Origin of the sequence: Cryobacterium shii, from assembly GCF_004402595.1 — a bacterium.
In the GTDB taxonomy this organism is placed as follows: Bacteria; Actinomycetota; Actinomycetes; order Actinomycetales; family Microbacteriaceae; genus Cryobacterium; species Cryobacterium shii.
In genome coordinates, this window is record NZ_SOFY01000056.1 from 42,912 (window position 1) to 59,014 (window position 16,103).

The 16,103-nt window shown below is 62.0% G+C and carries 24 protein-coding genes; 14 read left to right on the top strand and 10 right to left on the bottom strand.

Annotation, left to right across the window (positions count from 1 at the left end; genetic code table 11):
- Window positions 1-8 precede the first annotated feature (8 nt).
- Window positions 9-446, top strand: coding sequence for an ASCH domain-containing protein (locus tag E3O49_RS10295; protein WP_134451481.1), 438 nt, complete (start codon window positions 9-11; stop codon window positions 444-446).
- Window positions 447-480: 34 nt separating this feature from the next.
- Here the strand turns inward: E3O49_RS10295 and E3O49_RS10300 are convergent, their stop codons facing one another.
- Window positions 481-1,017 (bottom strand): GNAT family N-acetyltransferase, encoded by a 537-nt coding sequence (locus E3O49_RS10300; protein ID WP_134343391.1) that lies wholly within the window; start codon window positions 1,015-1,017, stop codon window positions 481-483.
- A gap of 96 nt (window positions 1,018-1,113) precedes the next feature.
- Between E3O49_RS10300 and E3O49_RS10305 the strand changes: the two genes are divergently transcribed.
- The 7 genes from E3O49_RS10305 to E3O49_RS10335 all read left to right on the top strand — a co-directional run bounded on the left by E3O49_RS10305 (window position 1,114) and on the right by E3O49_RS10335 (window position 5,016).
- Complete coding sequence (locus E3O49_RS10305) at window positions 1,114-1,770, top strand: CatA-like O-acetyltransferase (RefSeq protein WP_134343392.1); 657 nt, start codon at window positions 1,114-1,116, stop codon at window positions 1,768-1,770.
- A gap of 512 nt (window positions 1,771-2,282) precedes the next feature.
- The gene (locus tag E3O49_RS10310; protein ID WP_160141081.1) at window positions 2,283-2,435 is read left to right on the top strand and encodes a hypothetical protein; all 153 of its coding nucleotides are present in this window, start codon (window positions 2,283-2,285) and stop codon (window positions 2,433-2,435) included.
- Window positions 2,407-2,766, top strand: a complete 360-nt coding sequence (locus tag E3O49_RS10315) for a transcriptional regulator (protein WP_134451485.1) — start codon at window positions 2,407-2,409, stop codon at window positions 2,764-2,766. The genes E3O49_RS10310 and E3O49_RS10315 overlap by 29 nt, the downstream gene beginning before the upstream one ends.
- Before the next feature lie 80 nt (window positions 2,767-2,846).
- Window positions 2,847-3,317 carry a hypothetical protein gene (locus E3O49_RS10320; protein ID WP_134451486.1) on the top strand — a complete coding sequence of 157 codons (471 nt, stop codon included), beginning with the start codon at window positions 2,847-2,849 and terminating at the stop codon, window positions 3,315-3,317.
- Window positions 3,307-3,636 carry a transcriptional regulator gene (locus E3O49_RS10325; RefSeq protein ID WP_134451488.1) on the top strand — a complete coding sequence of 110 codons (330 nt, stop codon included), beginning with the start codon at window positions 3,307-3,309 and terminating at the stop codon, window positions 3,634-3,636. The genes E3O49_RS10320 and E3O49_RS10325 overlap by 11 nt, the downstream gene beginning before the upstream one ends.
- A 297-nt stretch (window positions 3,637-3,933) precedes the next feature.
- Window positions 3,934-4,488 carry a phosphotransferase gene (locus tag E3O49_RS10330; RefSeq protein ID WP_198417481.1) on the top strand — a complete coding sequence of 185 codons (555 nt, stop codon included), beginning with the start codon at window positions 3,934-3,936 and terminating at the stop codon, window positions 4,486-4,488.
- A gap of 66 nt (window positions 4,489-4,554) precedes the next feature.
- Window positions 4,555-5,016 carry a P-loop nucleotide/nucleoside kinase family protein gene (locus tag E3O49_RS10335; protein ID WP_198417482.1) on the top strand — a complete coding sequence of 154 codons (462 nt, stop codon included), beginning with the start codon at window positions 4,555-4,557 and terminating at the stop codon, window positions 5,014-5,016.
- Between the two features lie 36 nt (window positions 5,017-5,052).
- Here the strand turns inward: E3O49_RS10335 and E3O49_RS10340 are convergent, their stop codons facing one another.
- The gene (locus E3O49_RS10340; protein WP_134451492.1) at window positions 5,053-5,814 is read right to left on the bottom strand and encodes a tyrosine-protein phosphatase; all 762 of its coding nucleotides are present in this window, start codon (window positions 5,812-5,814) and stop codon (window positions 5,053-5,055) included.
- A gap of 85 nt (window positions 5,815-5,899) precedes the next feature.
- On the opposite strand from E3O49_RS10340, the gene E3O49_RS10345 reads away from it, so the two are divergent.
- The 3 genes from E3O49_RS10345 to E3O49_RS10355 all read left to right on the top strand — a co-directional run bounded on the left by E3O49_RS10345 (window position 5,900) and on the right by E3O49_RS10355 (window position 8,452).
- Window positions 5,900-6,487: a helix-turn-helix domain-containing protein gene (locus E3O49_RS10345; RefSeq protein ID WP_134451493.1), complete on the top strand. Its 588-nt coding sequence runs from the start codon at window positions 5,900-5,902 to the stop codon at window positions 6,485-6,487.
- A 12-nt stretch (window positions 6,488-6,499) separates the two neighbouring features.
- Window positions 6,500-7,783 carry an MFS transporter gene (locus E3O49_RS10350; RefSeq protein ID WP_198417483.1) on the top strand — a complete coding sequence of 428 codons (1,284 nt, stop codon included), beginning with the start codon at window positions 6,500-6,502 and terminating at the stop codon, window positions 7,781-7,783.
- Window positions 7,784-7,981: 198 nt separating this feature from the next.
- Window positions 7,982-8,452 (top strand): GNAT family N-acetyltransferase, encoded by a 471-nt coding sequence (locus tag E3O49_RS10355; protein WP_134451495.1) that lies wholly within the window; start codon window positions 7,982-7,984, stop codon window positions 8,450-8,452.
- An 89-nt stretch (window positions 8,453-8,541) separates the two neighbouring features.
- Here E3O49_RS10355 and E3O49_RS10360 read toward each other — a convergent pair whose 3' ends face one another.
- Window positions 8,542-8,778 (bottom strand): helix-turn-helix domain-containing protein, encoded by a 237-nt coding sequence (locus tag E3O49_RS10360; RefSeq protein ID WP_134451497.1) that lies wholly within the window; start codon window positions 8,776-8,778, stop codon window positions 8,542-8,544.
- Window positions 8,779-8,783: 5 nt separating this feature from the next.
- A complete protein-coding gene (locus tag E3O49_RS10365) occupies window positions 8,784-9,416 on the bottom strand; it encodes a hypothetical protein (RefSeq protein WP_134451499.1) in 633 nt (210 codons plus the stop codon).
- A 206-nt stretch (window positions 9,417-9,622) separates the two neighbouring features.
- Here E3O49_RS10365 and E3O49_RS10370 point away from each other — a divergent pair, with 206 nt between their 5' ends.
- On the top strand, window positions 9,623-10,627 hold the full coding sequence (locus tag E3O49_RS10370; RefSeq protein ID WP_244285288.1) for a hypothetical protein: 1,005 nt from the start codon (window positions 9,623-9,625) through the stop codon (window positions 10,625-10,627).
- Window positions 10,624-10,944: a PadR family transcriptional regulator gene (locus E3O49_RS10375; RefSeq protein ID WP_134451500.1), complete on the top strand. Its 321-nt coding sequence runs from the start codon at window positions 10,624-10,626 to the stop codon at window positions 10,942-10,944. Before E3O49_RS10370 ends, E3O49_RS10375 begins: the two co-directional genes overlap by 4 nt.
- A gap of 30 nt (window positions 10,945-10,974) precedes the next feature.
- On the opposite strand, the gene E3O49_RS10380 is transcribed toward E3O49_RS10375, so the two are convergent.
- Entirely contained in the window at window positions 10,975-11,577 is a 603-nt protein-coding gene (locus E3O49_RS10380) for a class I SAM-dependent methyltransferase (protein WP_134451502.1), read from the bottom strand.
- Window positions 11,578-11,662: 85 nt separating this feature from the next.
- Complete coding sequence (locus E3O49_RS10385; RefSeq protein WP_134451504.1) at window positions 11,663-12,184, bottom strand: GNAT family N-acetyltransferase; 522 nt, start codon at window positions 12,182-12,184, stop codon at window positions 11,663-11,665.
- Between the two features lie 183 nt (window positions 12,185-12,367).
- Between E3O49_RS10385 and E3O49_RS10390 the strand changes: the two genes are divergently transcribed.
- Window positions 12,368-12,973, top strand: coding sequence for a GNAT family N-acetyltransferase (locus E3O49_RS10390; RefSeq protein WP_134451506.1), 606 nt, complete (start codon window positions 12,368-12,370; stop codon window positions 12,971-12,973).
- Window positions 12,974-13,040: 67 nt separating this feature from the next.
- On the opposite strand, the gene E3O49_RS10395 is transcribed toward E3O49_RS10390, so the two are convergent.
- The 4 genes from E3O49_RS10395 to E3O49_RS10410 form a co-directional block, all read right to left on the bottom strand.
- Window positions 13,041-13,841 (bottom strand): alpha/beta fold hydrolase, encoded by an 801-nt coding sequence (locus E3O49_RS10395; RefSeq protein WP_134451508.1) that lies wholly within the window; start codon window positions 13,839-13,841, stop codon window positions 13,041-13,043.
- A 95-nt stretch (window positions 13,842-13,936) separates the two neighbouring features.
- Window positions 13,937-14,467 (bottom strand): AAA family ATPase, encoded by a 531-nt coding sequence (locus E3O49_RS10400; protein ID WP_160141082.1) that lies wholly within the window; start codon window positions 14,465-14,467, stop codon window positions 13,937-13,939.
- A 125-nt stretch (window positions 14,468-14,592) separates the two neighbouring features.
- Window positions 14,593-15,087, bottom strand: coding sequence for a hypothetical protein (locus E3O49_RS10405; protein ID WP_134451511.1), 495 nt, complete (start codon window positions 15,085-15,087; stop codon window positions 14,593-14,595).
- 169 nt (window positions 15,088-15,256) lie between these two features.
- Window positions 15,257-15,730, bottom strand: coding sequence for a hypothetical protein (locus E3O49_RS10410; protein WP_134451513.1), 474 nt, complete (start codon window positions 15,728-15,730; stop codon window positions 15,257-15,259).
- Between the last annotated feature and the right edge of the window lie 373 nt (window positions 15,731-16,103).

Below are 16,103 nucleotides of genomic sequence, written 5' to 3' on the forward strand. Positions count from 1 at the left end.
ATCACCTCATGACTAACCACGGCGAATTCCAGATTGCTGAGTTCGGTTTCGCGGGCCCACTTCGGGAGCGGCTGATCGCCGCAATCCTGGCCGGCACGAAGACCTCCACAAGTTCGACCCTCGTGGAGTACTCGATTGAGGACGAACAGTTGCCGACCATCGGGAACAAGCAGACGGTCGTGGATTCCAACGAGGCCGCGGTAGCGATCATCCAGACGGTTGCGGTCGAGATTGTCCGGCTTGCTGACGTCGGCCTCGAGCATGTCCGCGACGAGGGCGAAGGATTCGACTCCGTAGCCGCCTGGCGCCGCGGTCACGAAGCCTTCTGGCACAGCACGGAGATGCGGGCCTTCCTCAACAGCCCAACCTTCACAGTCGATGACGACACGCTCGTCGTGCTGGAGCGGTTCCAATTGATTGAGGCGCTCGGCCAAACAAACCGATAGCCCTCAAACCGGCAGCCCGACGCCGTGCGGGCGATTACTCGTGAACGTTGGCTTCTGGTGCGCTGAGTTTGCTCACGGTTCGGATCAGCGCCACGCGCGGCCAGGCTTCGAGCCCTCGCGCAGCTTCTGAATTCATTCGAGCGCTCATCGCCGGGCCCCATTCACGTGGCAAGAAAGCACGGAAGCCGAGGCGCTCGTAGTATGGCGCGTTCCACGGAACGTCTCGGAATGTGGTCAGCGTCACGGCGGGGAGTTCGCGTTCCCGTGCCCACGAGTCAGCCACGGCAATCAGTTGCGCTCCGATGCCCTGACGCGCGTGCTCCGGGTGGACCGTGACCTGCTCAATATGGGCAGCTCCGTCAACCTGCTCGAGGAGCACGTAGGCGACGATCACATCGTCGACCAGCCATACAAACGCTCCATGGTTCGTGACGAAGTGCTGGAAATCCTGCCTGCTGATCGGTTGATCATCGGCGATTATCGCCATGTTGATGTTGCGGAACATTTCGCCAGCAGCTCGCTCGATCTCGGTGATCCGGAAGTGGTCCTCGAGACTGGAAAGACGTCGCACCGTTCGATCCTCCCACTCCAGCTCAGGACCTACCCGTAGGTCGAACGTTCACTGGGCTGACCGATGGGGAGGGGGGCCAGCCTTAGGCTCGTGGGCATGACAGAAGCGCGCGCGATCGATCTGGACAAGTGGCCTCGGCGGGAGCACTTCGAGCACTACCTCACGCGCGTCGAGTGCACTTACGCCATCACGGTGGAACTCGACGTCACGGAGATGGTGGCGGCGCTCCGCGTCGTTCCGTGGAAAAGTTATATCGCGCAGATCTGGGCCATTGCCTCAGTAGTGAATCGTCACGTCGAGTTTCGGATGACCCTCACTGGCGAGAAGGTCCCGGCGACCTGGGATGTTGTGCACCCTGCGTTCACCGTTTTCAACCCCGAGCGAGAGACGTTTGCCAACGTCTGGTCTCCCTTCCACGCTGACTTCTCGACCTTCCACCAGCAGGCGGTCGACGTCTTGGCTAGATACCGTAATGCCACGTCGTTTCAGCCGCAGCCGGATATGCCCGCAAATGTGTTTGACATATCGAGCATCCCGTGGACGTCATTCACTGGGTTCAGTTTGCAGATACGCGACGGCTGGAAGCATCTCTTGCCTATATTCACCCTGGGTCGGTACCGGGAGACTGGGGGGCGAACCGTGATGCCTGTCGCCATTCAGGTGCACCATGCGGCGGCTGACGGTTTCCATACGGCTCGCCTTGTTCAAGAATTGCAAGCGCTCTTTTCCGACCCGTCGTGGCTCTCCAAATAACGAACCCTCAGCGGGCGATTATCAGTGAACGTCGACTTATGCTGTGCCGAGTTTCCTCGCGGGTCGGTTCATCGTCACAGGGAAGCTACAGGCGGACGTTCGCAGGCAGCAGTTGCTCTTCCGACTGCCAAGTCCTCCCATAGCCGGTGCCCCCTCGCTTGTTGCTTAACTTGTGGTTAAGTGAAATGCTCAACTGCATGGAAAGTAATTCGATCGAGCACGAGACTCCGGCTGTGGCGCAAGCCTCCCTTGACGCAATAGTTGCCGATCGGCAGAAGCTGGCTAGCCGAACTCAAGCTCCTGCTTGGTACTACCCGGTGCTCGGGCTCGTGACTGCTGCGATCGTTGGCTCCCCGGCCATCAATAGTCCGGTTTGGAGAGCCACTGTCATCGCTGGCGCTTGCGCCGTGATCGTGTTCCTGGAAGTCGCGCACAGGAAGAGCACAGGACTTTCCACGAACCGTATCCCTGGCCCCCGAAGCTTGCTCGTCCTGATCGGTATCGGAGTTCTGGTGCTGGTCATGCTCTTCGTCTCCGCCCTGCTCACTGTCGCTGGACAGCACGCGTGGATCGTGGCCACGGCCACCTTCGGCTTCCTCACGATGTTTCCAAGCGGCCTGTTCTACGACCGGATCTATGGCGCGGAGCTCCGACGTGGGCTCTGACGCGCACTTCGACGAGTCAATCCATGCGCCGACTCGGCTGCGGCTGTGCGCCATGCTCCGGCCCGTCGACTCCGCTGAATTCGCCACCCTGACCTCTGCCCTCGGAGTCAGCGAAGCGAACCTCTCCAAAACCATCCGGAATCTCGTGGAGCTCGGCTACATCACCACCTCCAAACACTCATCACCTGACCGGAGTGACTTCCGCCGGCGGACGAATGTGTCTCTCACCAGTCGTGGGCGACAGGCTTTTGATCAGCACCTCGCGGCACTCCAAGAAATCGCCAACTCGGCACGCTCTGCCCAGACCCCCATCGCGCCGACGGGCGGGTAACGGATTCAGTCGAGGACCCTTGGCACTGTCTAGCCCAAGTCACTTGCAGTTGCGGAAAATGACTTGATAGACTTACCGTTATGGAAAACAACTTGACGCCGAAAGGGCCAGATGACGCCCGAGTCGTATCCGGGCTCCTTGAGGAACTCCAAGCTGACCGGGCCCGTCTTGTTGAGAGGGTCCGGGCCCCGAAATGGCTCGCACCTGGATTCGGACTCATCGCAGCCAGCTACGTGATGACACCCGCGTTCCCCGGTGAAGGCGCCGGGGACTTCGTACTGAGCACGGCTCTTGTTGCCGGAATTCTGTTGGTGGCCCTGTCGTACCGGGTCACAGGCATCAAATTCACGCGGTTTGGGGTGCAGGCGTGGGCGGCATTCGCCGCCGCAGTGGTGGGCACGCTCGCCCTCTTCAGCGTCTCCCTGGGGCTCGCCGCCACAGGCTTGATCTGGTGGATTGCGGTTCCGGCAGTCGTGGCCTTTGTATGGGTCTTCTGGCTCGCGAGCCTGATCTTCTCGTCGATGCGAGAGCGTCTTCGCCATGTCCGCTGATGGTATTTTCAACGAGATCATTCATGCACCCCTGCGATTGCGGATATGCGGACTCCTCCGCTCGGTCGATGAGCTGGACTTCGCCGTACTCCGCGACACGCTCGGCGTCAGCGACGCCACGCTCTCGAAGCAATCGAAGGCACTCATTGACGCCGGCTTCGTCAGCGTCACCAAGAAGACGTCAGCATCGCGCGACGACTCCCGCCGCATCACCTGGCTTCGCCTCACCGCAACAGGTAGAAGCGCGTTCGACGACCACGTTCGTGCGTTGAGGAAGATTGCAGTTGGCTTCGAGCACCTCGACAACGCGAACTCTTGATCCTGAGGCGCCCTGCTGAAGGCTTTAGACCTCTGATCCTTTGCGGAACCCCCTGCGGGACTGGGATGCATGCAGCGTCATGCGAAGCTTGGCGACGTGAGTGAAAAGCTGGATGGCGGATTCGATGGCGGCGCGCTTCTAATAGATGGAACCGTGCGCCGGGTTCCTGGCCCGTGGACCCCGGCCGTGAACGCCCTCTTGCAACATTTGGCCGACAAAGGGTTTATCGGGGCACCGCGCCCGCTTGGGACCGACGCACAGGGTCGGACTGTCGTTAGCTTTCTCGAGGGTAGGACCGTGGGTAACGTCCGCCCGTGGCCGCAGTGGACGCACAGCGAAGAGGCGCTCCTGGACGTCGGCGACTGGCTCAGGCGCTACCACTCGGCGGTCGCCGACTTCGTCCCGCCCGCAGGCTCGATGTGGCGCGAGGGCCAAGTCTGGGAGCCTGGCCTGATCATCGGTCACAACGACGCGGCGCCCTACAACTCAGTCTGGGATGAAGACGGACTGGTGGGTTTTGTGGACTGGGACATGGCCGGCCCGACCACGTACGCCGGGGACCTTGCCTGGGTCGCATTCTCCTGGGTGCCGCTCCACGCTCGACAGCTCGTGCTGGAGGAAGGATTCACTGCCTTCGGCGAGCGTCGGGCACGCCTCGAGTCCTTCCTTCGGGCCTACAAGTGGGATGGTACTGCCAACGATGTTCTGGAGCTCATCCGTCAACGAGTACAGAGGCAACTCGACATCATCCGCTCAGTGGCGGCTGATGGCGATGTGACATACCAGCGGATGCTCGCCCACGGAGTCGACCGGAATCTCGAAGCCGCGTTGGGCGATCTCAGCACTGTTTGACACCTCGTCACAAATCCAGGCTCATTAAGGAAATCCTGATGGGTTGGGCGGAATAGGATCGTCGGCATGACCCGTGTTGTCTTCATGTGTGGCCCAGCCGGTTCAGGCAAGTCCACGGTTGCACGCGAGCTTGAGTCTGGCGGCATGGCGCGGCTGTCCTTCGACGAGGAAGCCTGGCTGCGGGGTATTCAATCCCAACCCTTGGCCGAGAAAGTCCGGCTCGAGATTGAAAGCCACCTGCGCCAGAGACTTCTCGACCTTGTGATGAAACAGACCGATGTGGTGCTGGACTACTCCTTCTGTTCCCGACGCATGCGCGAGGACTACCGCGCCATCCTCCGGCCGCTGGGAGTCGAGCCGGAGACGATCTATCTGGCGACTCCGCGAAAGGTGGCCTTGGCTCGTGTCCGCGCGCGGGCGGGGCAGGAGCCGAATGACGTCCAACTGCCCGATGATCTGGCGGCCGCTTACTTCGATCACTTTGAGGTTCCCACCCCTGATGAGGGCCCCTTGACCGTGGTCGCATAGGCTCGGCGCTTCACCCGGGATGCCATTGGGGAACCCTCAGTGCGTCATTTTGGGTACCCGGTTACACGTTGCTTCGCCAACTCGTGCCGCAGCCCTGTTGGCTTCGTTGAGCCCCGGGGATTCGAGGAGCGCGACCAAGTCGAGGCCGAGAAGTGCGGAGCGAAATGCTCCCTCTGTTGTCGTGCCGTAGGTCTGACACAGCGCCTCAATCTCGGGTTCGGCGTTGTTCCGATTCGATGTTGCCGCTCGAAGATCGGCCAGTCTGACTGTTTCAAGATAATCGTCGACGATGGCGTCCGGTTCCGTGTCAATGGCAGCGAGGAGCAGCATCGCGATGAGTCCGGATCTATCTCGTCCGCCCATGCAATGAAAGAGAACGCCGCCTTCTGGCGCGCTGGCCAACGCGGACAGGACAGCGACGCTACGCTCGGGCATCGCCTCAAGATGCGGCAAGAAGTACAGGGCCGTGCCGCTGAGCCCATTGCTCCAGAAGTCCTTCCAGAAAACGGCATCATCGAGGCCGTCCAGATCGACTGGGAGAGTAGTCAGCCACTCGGTCCACGGCTGGGTGTCCCGCGCCCGTTCTCCTGCCTGGCGGAGGTCGACGATGGTGCGGATGCCGGCTTCATGCACTTGGCCCCACCCCGCCGGGGTAACCCAGTCAACATTCTCGGAACGGAAGAAAACGTTTCTGGGAGTCAGTGCTCCATTTTGACGGGGGAGGCCACCGAGATCGCGTGCGTTCACCAAACCTTCGACCCGAAGAGCCCGGCCCTCATGTTCCGCCTCGTTGACCATGGGCTCAGCTTAGGAGCGAAAGGACGCTCGAGTTATCGCGCAATAGTCATTGCGCAATAACTGTTGTTCTTATAGGGTCAGCAGTATGACCCCCCGCGACTCCTCACGCACCACGCTCAGCTCGGCCGCCTCCATGCGGGTCCTCGCGCATCCGACCCGGCTGCGTCTGCTCGGCCTGCTGCGCGAACGCGGCCCGTTGACCGCTGCCCAGCTTGGCGACGTCGTCGATGAGGCTCCCGGTACCATCAGCTACCACCTCGGCAAGCTTGCCTCCATTGCCCTGATCGAGCCCGCCGAGGCCCAGAGCACTGACCACCGCGAACGCTGGTGGAAGGCCACGACCCTGCTGACCAGCTGGGAGCCCGCCGATCTGCTCGACGACCCCGACAAACTCGCGGCGTCATCCGTTCTGCAGAAGTCGATTGCCCAGGCCTACGCCGCCCGGTTCACCGACTACATCGACGCGACGCCTGCCCTGCCCCGCGAGTGGGTCGCGGCGGGCGCGAGCGGGGACCGCAGCCTGCGTCTAACGGTCGAAGAACTGGGCACCATGCGTACCGAGCTCGAAGCCTTGGTCACCCGGTGGGTCGACGCGAGCGCCGCTCACGACCCGGCGACGGCCGATGGCGCCGAGCCTGTGGTGCTGGTCTACCAGGCCTATCGCCGCCCCTGAGTCAGACCGCCGATGAGAAAGAAGATGGGGGAGGCGCTGCCTCGCGACCGCCGCGCAGCCGGTGCCCTCTCGGCCCTGCTGGCTGCGCACGCGATCTCGCAAACGGGCAACGTGATCACGGCCTTCGCCATCCCCTTCTATGTCCTCGGTCTCGGCGGGTCGGGCGTCGAGGTGGGAATAGCGGCATTCTTCGCTACCGCCCCGGTTGTGGTCGGCGGGGCGCTCGGCGGGGTTGTCGTGGACCGGGTTGGTCACCGCAGAGCGGCGATCGTTGCGGACCTCGTGAGTGGTGCCACCGTGCTGGCCATGCCGGTACTGGCGCTGTCCGTCGGGCTGCCATTCTGGGCCCTGCTCATCCTGGTATTCGCGGGTGGTCTGCTCGACACCCCCGGGCAGACTGCGCGGCGCGTCATGCTGCCCGGGTTGACCGTAAGGGCCGGCGTGCGGATCGAGCAGAGTGTCGGGCTGTTGGATGGCTCTGAGCGCTTCGCCAAGCTGATCGGCGCCTCGATCACCGGCCTGCTCGTCGCGCTCCTGGGGCCGATCGCAGCCCTCTTCGTCAACGCGGCAACGTTCGCGGTCTCAGCACTGCTGACCTGGACGTTCGTGGCAGCCGTCCCTGCCACCGTCAGGCTGAGCGGCGACAGCGTTGACACTCCCCGTACCTCCTATTGGGCCGACCTGGCCGAAGGCTTCCGCTTCGTCATCCACGACCCGCTGATGCGGTTGGTCGTCGGCCTCGTCCTGGTCACGAATCTGCTCGACGCCGCCCGCGGCGCGACCCTGATGCCCCTCTACGCGAATGATCGTCTGGGAGGCGCGGCCGCTCTCGGCCTGCTGGTGGCGGTCATGGGCGGATGCGCCCTAGTGGGCAACGTGGCCTTCGGCTTCGTCGCTCACCGGGTGCCCCGCCGTGTGACCCTGGCGGTTTGCTTCGCCCTGGCCGGCGGCCCGTCGAGCGCTGCCTTCGCCGTCGGTGCACCGCTTCCCGTGCTAGTCGCAATGACCGCGCTCTCCGGCCTGGCGGCTGGGGCGATCAACCCGATACTCGGCACGGTGGAACTCGAACGCGTTCCCGAACACATGCGCGGCCGGGTGTTCGGCCTGATCAACGCCGGTGCGTGGGCGGGTGTGCCGTTCGGCGCCCTGCTCGGCGGCATCGCCGCCGACACGATCGGCCTGTCGCTCGCCTTCGGAATCGTCGCAGTCGTCTACACGCTCGTCACACTAAGCCCACTGGCCGGAGGAGCCTGGCGGGAAATGGAGCGGCGTCCGGTCGTGATGGCCGCGAACTGAATGCCCCGAACGCTCGCCCATCCACGCTGACAACCTGAGCCCCGATAGTTCGGCGCTTCCACCAACCGGAAGCGGAACGCTAAGAGTGACAGATCTAGGCCAGGGCCTTATCGAATAGTTCATGCCCTCCGGCCCGTCCCCGCTCTGCGCTGGAATCCGTCGGTGAAACCCGACGGCTCGGCCTGGAAGAATTGAGAGGTGACCTTAACCCTTCAGCGAATCCTCGCCAGCGATTTCCCGACGTGGATTGAGCAAAGCTGCGCGGAGTACGTCGGTGATTTATTTGTCCAGGGTCGATCACACGACGAAGCTCGGCGCATAGCGGTCGAGAGCATGGCTCGTTCGTTTCCGGAGGGTACTCAGAGCCCCGGCAATGAGGTCTTTCACGTTATGAACGAGGTTGGTACGGCAGTGGGATATCTGTGGATCGGGCAGGATGTCACCACCGATCCGGGGGCGTGGTGGGTCTGGGACGTTTTCATCAACGCTGACCAGCGGGGCCAGGGTCATGGGAGAACAACGATGCTGCTCGGCGAGGAATATGCCCGCTTGCACGGTGCGCGCTCTCTCGGCCTCAGCGTCTTCGGATTCAACATCGGCGCAAGGGGACTTTACGATTCCCTCGGTTACGAGACAACCTCGGTGAAGATGCTCAAGAAGCTCGACTGAGCCTTTTCTTCGCTATCGCTGGTTGGCGTCACCGCAGGGCGGCGCCGAGATGGACACCCGTAAGTGGAACCCCCTCCGGGCCATTTTGCCTAGCTATCAGCCTGGTCGGGAACTTTCACGAGCAGTTGGCCGACCTCGCAGTCGAGCGCGACGCAGATCGCTTGAAGCGTGGAGAAGCGAATTGCGCGTGCACGATCATTTTTCAGGACCGACAGGTTCACGATACTTAGCCCGACCAGTTCACTCAGCCGGGTGAGCGTCATCTGGCGCTCCTCCAACAGTTCGTCAAGCCGGCAATGGATGCTACTGGATAACTCGTCCGCCATCCCGGCTAGACCAATCCTTCTGTCTCGCGCTGCAGGCTGGCGCCGGCGCGGAAGACGCTGGCGATGATGCCCAGGGTCAGACCGACAAAGACGGGCGTCCAATCGAACGCAGGCGCACCTAACCAGCCGGCCAGAAAGGGCGTGTCAGACAGCAGCTCCCATCGGGCCTGGCTCGTGCCGAAATTAACGAGCAGTTGATTCGCGCTCCCAATGATGGCGATAGTCAGGGCGGAAATCGTCATTCCTGAAATGACGGGCCCGGCGAAGGGCTGTCCGCTGCGAACATTTCGGGCGAGCACCATGATGGCCAGGGCCACGACTCCCTGCGCAAGAGGGGTGAGCGCCCTCGGCGCGTAGTAGAGCAGCGAAGTGCTGAGGCTGAGATCCTGGGCGGTGAACTCGACCTCGGTGAAATGCGCATCGGGCGACCGCGGATTGGCGTCAAGGGTTGAAAGCTGTGTCGCCGGGCTGGCGCCAACCGGCAGGGCGATGGCTGAACCGCCGCCGGCCAGTCCCGAGCTGAGCACAGCAAAAAGCATGAAAGCGGCGAAAACGAAGGCGCCCGTCGCGTAGATACCTGCCGCGACCTGCACGGCTACCAGGGTTCGTGCTTGTCGATTTGAAGTCGATGTCTGCATAGTGCCCCCATGGCTACTTAACGATTGTCGATAATCTAGCCGAGACTGCCTTGGACTGCCAAGACCCGAGAAAGCAATCCGCACTCGGAACCCTTTCCGGGGCAGACTTTTTCTCGTGCGTCGTCAGAACACCGCCGCGGTTGCAGAGCGGGTCCGGATGTGGTTCTATCTAGATACATTTTCGACCTAGATAGAGGATGAGAATCATGGCGGATACAAAGACGTGGCCGACGAGGGACCAGAAGTGGGTGGCGCGCTACCGGGCATCGATGGCAACCAAGTGCGTATCGGTGACCGCTCGCGAGGAACGGGAGCAGGAGTTGCTCCATGCGGTCCGCGAAGCCGGACTGTCTGCGGCCGAGATCTTCGGCGACGCTCACACACTCGCGGAGGAGGATGCCGCCGAGCTCGCGACTGTGGATGAGGCGGTGCGGACATCCAAAGGCGGTGGGCTGCGGCCGGCACTCCGGGAAGTGGGCGGCACTCTGGTGGGGATGGGCGGTGTCTCGATCGTGCTCATGGTCTTACGCGGCGGCTGGTCCGTTGACCTCAACATCGCGCACATCATGGTCGCGGCAAGCGTGGTTGTCGCTTTCGTAGGCTGGGTCGTCTCTCGAGCATTTTTCTCCGCCGGGCGTTCGGTCGCGGTGGCTGGAACGCTCGTCACGGCCGGAGCTGTCGCCCTTGCGGGCATTGCCTCGGCCGCAACATTGGGACCCGGCCACATTGTGGCCAGCGATGTGCCCGTTCTCCCCTTGGGTCTTGCACTGCTCGCCCCGGGCGTCGTCACACTCGGAGTCTCGATCCGGATGCCGCAGCAGACCCTTCGCGAGAGCTGGGACGACACCGAATGGCTGTCACGCTTCCGGGGTGGCCTTCGGGCTCGGCTCGTGCCCGCGGCTACTGCCCGGGGCCACGTCGCGGAGATCAAGCAGTCGTTGGGAGCCGGGGGCGCGTCGGCCTACGCGGAATACGGTCACCCGCTGGGACTGGCTCGCGAGCTTGCCGAGGCGGATCGGACTGCGCGTGCACGACGCTGGTGGGTGTCCACCCTCGCTGGCACAGTCACGCCGCTCGTTATCGCCACACTGATCTTCACGATGCAGAGCTGGGGAGTTCTGACAATCCCGGTCGTGATCTTTCTCCTGCTTAGTGCCCTCGTCACCCCGGGAGTCGGCTGGGCCGATCGACCGTGGGCGAAGGAACAGTGAGTACCGACGCATGGCAGCGGGCATCACTGCCGATGCTCATCCTCAGCGTGCTCACGGTCGCGCCATGCCACGGGTACGGCATATCTCAGTCCCTCGTTTCAGCAGGACTCCAGCCGATCAAGGGCGCTCAGCTATACCCCGCGCTCGTGCGTCTCGAGAATGAGGGAGCAATCGTCGCCCAGTGGGAACAAAGCGAGTCGGGTCCCGCGCGCAAGGTCTACGAACTGACCGCCACTGGGCGTGCGCAACGGGAGGCATTGCATTCCCAGTGGTGTGCGTTCATCAAAGCGGCCGAAGCCGTCGGCCACGCCGAATGAGCCGCGATCTACCAACCCTCACCGGGCAAGCTAATTGCGGCGGCGGGCGATAATCGCCGCATGCGGCCGCTGGCCAGGATCGGCTCTTGTGTGCGTTTCGACTATGTCGAAGCCAGCAGCAGCCAGCTCATCATGCATCACCCAAACCGGCCAGTAGTAGGCCGTGACGATTGCATGATCGAACGCTTCGATCTGTTCACCTTCGAAGAATCCGAGAAGCAGTGTTCCGTCAGGCCGGATGCAGCGGGCGAACTCGTTGAGGACCGCCGGCACATCATGGGGCGGGGTGTGGATGATCGAGTACCAAGAGAGCACCGCGGCGAGTGTGCCGTCGACGGCTGGTAGAGCTTCGAGCGTTGCCACTCGAAATGGAACCTCAGGGAATCGGGCAGAGGCGCTTTCGATGAACTCATTCACCATGTCAATACCGTCGACGGCCACACCGTGATCGTGCAGAAGCTTTGTCCAATGGCCGGGGCCGCATCCGGCGTCGATCATTGGGCCGCCGATATGGCGAGCCCAGACAGAGATCAGTTTCTGATCTTCTGGCGGCATCGCAGTGAGCGTTCCGAGTGCTTCCGTGTACTCGCCAGCTCTTGCCCCGTATGCGCGTCGCACTGAATCAGTCAACATGCAACCAACCTATCTGTGGGGACTGTCTGAGACCGATGGGCCCTCGATCTCGGTGCGAAACGAATCGTCTCTCCCCGGGAAACGGTTATCGGGGTAACTCATCAGTCAGGTCGAAGTTCATTTGAACACGCCGGCCGTATCCGAGTCCTCGCTGTTGCTCTGTCACTAGCAGATCTCGAAAAAAACCAGAATCGGGATCACGCTCGATGAAGCCACAGCTCAAGTAGAAGGGAGCGTTCCACGGAACGTCCGCGAACGTTCGCAGGGTGACCCGTTTGCGTCCGCGCAGTCTTGATTCGCTCTTGACTGCTTCGACGAGCGCACGCCCATGCCCGCGGTGCGCCGCTGACGGCCTGACCGATAGCTGCTCCAAATGACCGCTGCCACGGACTTCGAGGACGTGGGCAAACCCGATCGCATCCGATCCTGGCCTGTCGCTGGCTACGAGGATGAAGCCATTCTGCTGTGATGGCTTCGAATAAGACGGAGCAGGCCGCCACCCGTCTATCGAGAACACGGTCGCGAACAGCGCGTCAGCTTCATTCTCGATCGCTTCAAGAAGTTCCAGATCGTCGGCCCTCGCTTGTCGAACAAATGTCTTCAACATGACTCCGAGAGTAGCTTGATGAAGGGTGGCGCGAACTCGACGTTTTGGGGCGCACATCCGGCGCAAATTCGCCGAAGTTCCGAAGTCTCGGGGGAGTGACGTTTGGGAACCTCCTCCGGGTTCAGTGTTGCTGCGCATACCGACCGAAACGCCCTAGCTTTCCGGGTGCCATAGTGTCGGACCATGGACCTCTTTGAATCGCCCACGCTCTCAGGATCGCGCGTAACCCTTGAGCCCCTGTCATTCGATCACGTAGCCGAGCTCCGTGACGCTGCCAACGAAGGCGAACTCTGGCGTGCGTGGTACACCTCAATCCCGCACCCCGAGTCGATGACCGCGGAAGTTGAGCGCCGACTCAGTCTCCACGAGCAGGGAAAGATGCTGCCGTGGGCCACTCGGCTTGAATCAACCGGGCGGATCGTTGGCATGACGACCTTTATGAACCCGAGTACCGATGCGCCGCGATTAGAAATCGGCTCTACCTGGCTGGCGAGAAGCGCTCAAGGTACGGGCGCGAACCGAGAGGCCAAGCTCCTCCAACTGACGCACGCCTTCGACGTTTTGGAGTGCATTGCCGTCGAGTTTCGCACTCACTGGCACAACCGCCAATCACGACAGGCAATAGCCGCTTTGGGCGCAAAGGAAGATGGAGTGCTGCGCAGTCACTCAGTTGGACCGGACGGCGCACTCCGCGACACCGTCATTTTCTCTATTACAGCCAGTGAATGGCCTGCCGTGCGTGTGGGCCTTCGGCACTCCTTGGCCACGCGGGAATTCTCCCTCCAGTAATTGCGTCGTTTTCCCGGCTCGGCCGCTTGATTTCGTTCCGGGATACAAACCCGTGACGGGCTTAATCTCAGCGTGGCTGATCCTGGCGTAGGAACGCATGCAGGATCTCAATCCATCGGTCGAACGCGTCCAGATGCGCATCATGGGAGGCATCAGGGATCTCGATGAGCTGGGCTCGTTGGCCCCGGCGCACGAACTCTGCCTTGTCTTCCTCGCTAAAAATGCCACCGCTGGCGAAGACGACAAGCACCGGGGCCGAGACGCTCTCCCATTCCTTCCATCTCTGGACTGCAACCGCGTCGAGGGTTTGGACCATCACTTCTGGATCGAACCGAGGGTAGAGGCCGTCGTGTAGAGGCTCCAAGTCGGCAATCCATGCTTGCTCGAGCGGCCCATTGCCCAAGTACTCGCGCGCGGCGGTCTTGTCGACGAACGGAAGCGGCCACGATCGAAGATGGTCGCCCATCGTGGCGTTCTCGGCCGGGTTGCTTGATCCCGCTCCGCTTTCGAGTAAAACGAGGCGTTCCACGAGGTCCGGGCGAGCAGCGGCTACCATCATCGCCGTATGAGCGCCCATCGACTGACCCACTAGCGCCACAGCACCGTCGACCTCCGCCTCGATGACTCGCACGACGTCGGCGACGAAGGCAGCGCGGGAGGAGTCTGCGGGAACGCGGGTACTGTGCCCATGCCCACGTTGGTCGACGAGGAGCACCCGAAAATCGGAAAGCGATTCGGCAGTGGGAGTGAATTCGGTGGCGCTGCCAGCGAGTCCGTGAAGGATAACAACCGCCGACCCCACGCGACCCGAATCAAGATAGCTGATCGTGACACCCTCACTCTGAACGGAGCGTCGCAAGAAAGTCATCCTCCATGCTGGCATGCCGCACTGCCGGCGCCGTGGCGATCCGATGTCTATCCAAGGGGAACCCCTGAGCGACCGACTTGGCTGGTTCCTCCGCCTCAAGGTCGCGTGGTGGCTAACTCCCCGAGGATGAAGGATGCAACTTCGGCTGGTGTGCGACTGGTTGTGTCGATGGCTGTGGTTTCTTCGTCAAGCCAAGGCAGGGCTTTCTGAAAGTCCGGGATTCTTGAGAGACGCCAGTCCGCCGCGTCGGGCTCATTCAGGTCCTGAAGGATTCGTCGTTCGTGTTCCTCGGGGTGAACCGTGAGGGTGAATGCGCGCATTGCCAATTCCGCGGAAGCGAATCCGGTGGTCAGCTCGTTCCAGTAGGCGTGAGCCAACACGGATTGTGGGATCACGAGATCGCACTCAAGGTCAGCCACCAACTCGATTGCAGTGGCGACGACCAGGGTGCGCCAGGCCGGCCAGTCCTGAAAGTCATTGACCGGACGCCTGACGTCGAGCGCGTGACGCAGCATCTGCCCGACTGCCTCGGTATCGAAGAGAACGAAGGACTCATCACGTTCGCAAAGTTCTTGAGCGACAGTCGTCTTGCCGCCGCCGAACGGTCCGTTGAGCCAGATGATCACGTTCAGACTCTATAGCTGTAGGACTCCACGGCCGGAAGGGGAACGTTGAGGGGCGTAGAGCCGCGCCTGATCCGCAAGCCTTGCATCCCACGGGACATCAATTGTCCTGCAGCTCAAGGTCTCAGCTAGAAACTAATCCACCGGCCATCTGGAGCCGGCGAGACCGCTTTCACGGAACTGCTTGAAGCGTGCCTCTCCGCATAGGAAACCAATACCGCGGCAGCAATCGCCGCCACGACCTCCAGCACGAAAGTAATCCCGACGATGATCACCAGCCAGGAGGCGGATCCTTGCACCGAATCCACTATTCCTGCAAGGGATCCCAGCAGCATGGTTCCTGCGGCTGCCCCTGCGGCGGCCAACGAAACGCGCATGCTTGGCCGTCTCTCAAACCGCCGGTCGAATAGCGCTACGGAGGCCCAACCTCCGACGACGGCTGCCGCCGCGACGAGCAATCCGATCAACCCGTACGAGACCGTCGATCTCAGGACATCCTCAACAGTTAGGTAACCACGCCAATCCGGGTTCCCAGAGACGGCCGTTATGCCGAAGAGCGCAGCACCCAAGAGAAAGCCGACCCCCAGCCCAATGACCGCGACACGCCAATACCGCTTGACCATGCCTCGAGCATATGCGCGCACGGCGCGCAAACTCGGTATCGATCGGAGTCTGTGCGATGCCCGGGCCCTTCATTAGCGCCGTCGCCCGTAACCCGGACCTCGACGGACTCAGATACGGCGCCAAGTTGCCGAGGTCCCGGAGTTTCGGGGGAGTGGCGTTTGGGAACCCTCAGCGGGAGATGGTTTGCATCAGGGCGTCCAGTGTGAGGGATCCGTTGTCGGACGTCTTGGGGATGGAACGAAATACGCGTGCTCGGTCTGTGTCGGCTCCGGTCCCGGTGAGATACCGGTCAATGTCGTTGGGGGAGGCAAAGTTGAAAGGCTTCAATCGCAGTGCGGTGAGTGGTGCGTTGATCTGGAAGGCGATCTTGGGAGCATCCTCGGGATGTTGATCGAGCACCGCTTCCAGGAGGTCCGAGGGGATGTTTCTGTGGAGGTTGTAGAGCATGTGTCTTACTGTCGCCTCGGAATCATGAACGAGCAGTGCGATGACGTCCGGTGCGAGGTTCACCTGAAGCGCGACCCGAGCACGATCCTCCCAGACCAGACTGACGGCCATCTCCTGGTGCATGTCAGCCGGGAGCGAGTCGCTGGGGACCTCGCACATGAACACCTTGACCGGATTCAGTTCATCGTTTTCCACTTGATCAGTCAATCATCGCCGCTGTCGGTTCGTCGAGGCTTGCCTCGGGTCGAGTAGTACTCCGTGGCGTGGTTTCTAACGGATTGAGGCTGAATTGATCAGCTCTGGGGGCGCGCAGGACGAAGGTCCAGGACGCCAGCCAGCTGCCGAAGTTCCTCGGTCTGGGTCATTAGCCGAATTCGCTGAGGCGGTGTTGGTCGTTTACGGTCGATGCTCTTTGGGCGGCGGCGATGTTGGCAGGTCGCCTGGCGCAGCTCGGCCTCCGAAAGTCATGGTGGCGATCGAGGACAGCCCGGCACCGAGGCCCTTGGCGAGGAACGACAGGATTGCCCCAAGTACTTGCCATAGCCCAGCATGGCCACGTGACTGAGTC

Coding starts and splice junctions, on each gene's coding strand:
- E3O49_RS10295 (WP_134451481.1), top strand. CDS start 9: ATGACTAACCACGGCGAATTCCAGATTGCTGAGTTCGGTTTCGCGGGC.
- E3O49_RS10305 (WP_134343392.1), top strand. CDS start 1,114: ATGACAGAAGCGCGCGCGATCGATCTGGACAAGTGGCCTCGGCGGGAG.
- E3O49_RS10315 (WP_134451485.1), top strand. CDS start 2,407: ATGGCGCGGAGCTCCGACGTGGGCTCTGACGCGCACTTCGACGAGTCA.
- E3O49_RS10320 (WP_134451486.1), top strand. CDS start 2,847: ATGGAAAACAACTTGACGCCGAAAGGGCCAGATGACGCCCGAGTCGTA.
- E3O49_RS10325 (WP_134451488.1), top strand. CDS start 3,307: ATGTCCGCTGATGGTATTTTCAACGAGATCATTCATGCACCCCTGCGA.
- E3O49_RS10335 (WP_198417482.1), top strand. CDS start 4,555: ATGACCCGTGTTGTCTTCATGTGTGGCCCAGCCGGTTCAGGCAAGTCC.
- E3O49_RS10340 (WP_134451492.1), bottom strand. CDS start 5,814: ATGGTCAACGAGGCGGAACATGAGGGCCGGGCTCTTCGGGTCGAAGGT.
- E3O49_RS10345 (WP_134451493.1), top strand. CDS start 5,900: ATGACCCCCCGCGACTCCTCACGCACCACGCTCAGCTCGGCCGCCTCC.
- E3O49_RS10350 (WP_198417483.1), top strand. CDS start 6,500: ATGAGAAAGAAGATGGGGGAGGCGCTGCCTCGCGACCGCCGCGCAGCC.
- E3O49_RS10360 (WP_134451497.1), bottom strand. CDS start 8,778: ATGGCGGACGAGTTATCCAGTAGCATCCATTGCCGGCTTGACGAACTG.
- E3O49_RS10365 (WP_134451499.1), bottom strand. CDS start 9,416: ATGCAGACATCGACTTCAAATCGACAAGCACGAACCCTGGTAGCCGTG.
- E3O49_RS10370 (WP_244285288.1), top strand. CDS start 9,623: ATGGCGGATACAAAGACGTGGCCGACGAGGGACCAGAAGTGGGTGGCG.
- E3O49_RS10380 (WP_134451502.1), bottom strand. CDS start 11,577: ATGTTGACTGATTCAGTGCGACGCGCATACGGGGCAAGAGCTGGCGAG.
- E3O49_RS10385 (WP_134451504.1), bottom strand. CDS start 12,184: ATGTTGAAGACATTTGTTCGACAAGCGAGGGCCGACGATCTGGAACTT.
- E3O49_RS10390 (WP_134451506.1), top strand. CDS start 12,368: ATGGACCTCTTTGAATCGCCCACGCTCTCAGGATCGCGCGTAACCCTT.
- E3O49_RS10395 (WP_134451508.1), bottom strand. CDS start 13,841: ATGACTTTCTTGCGACGCTCCGTTCAGAGTGAGGGTGTCACGATCAGC.
- E3O49_RS10405 (WP_134451511.1), bottom strand. CDS start 15,087: ATGGTCAAGCGGTATTGGCGTGTCGCGGTCATTGGGCTGGGGGTCGGC.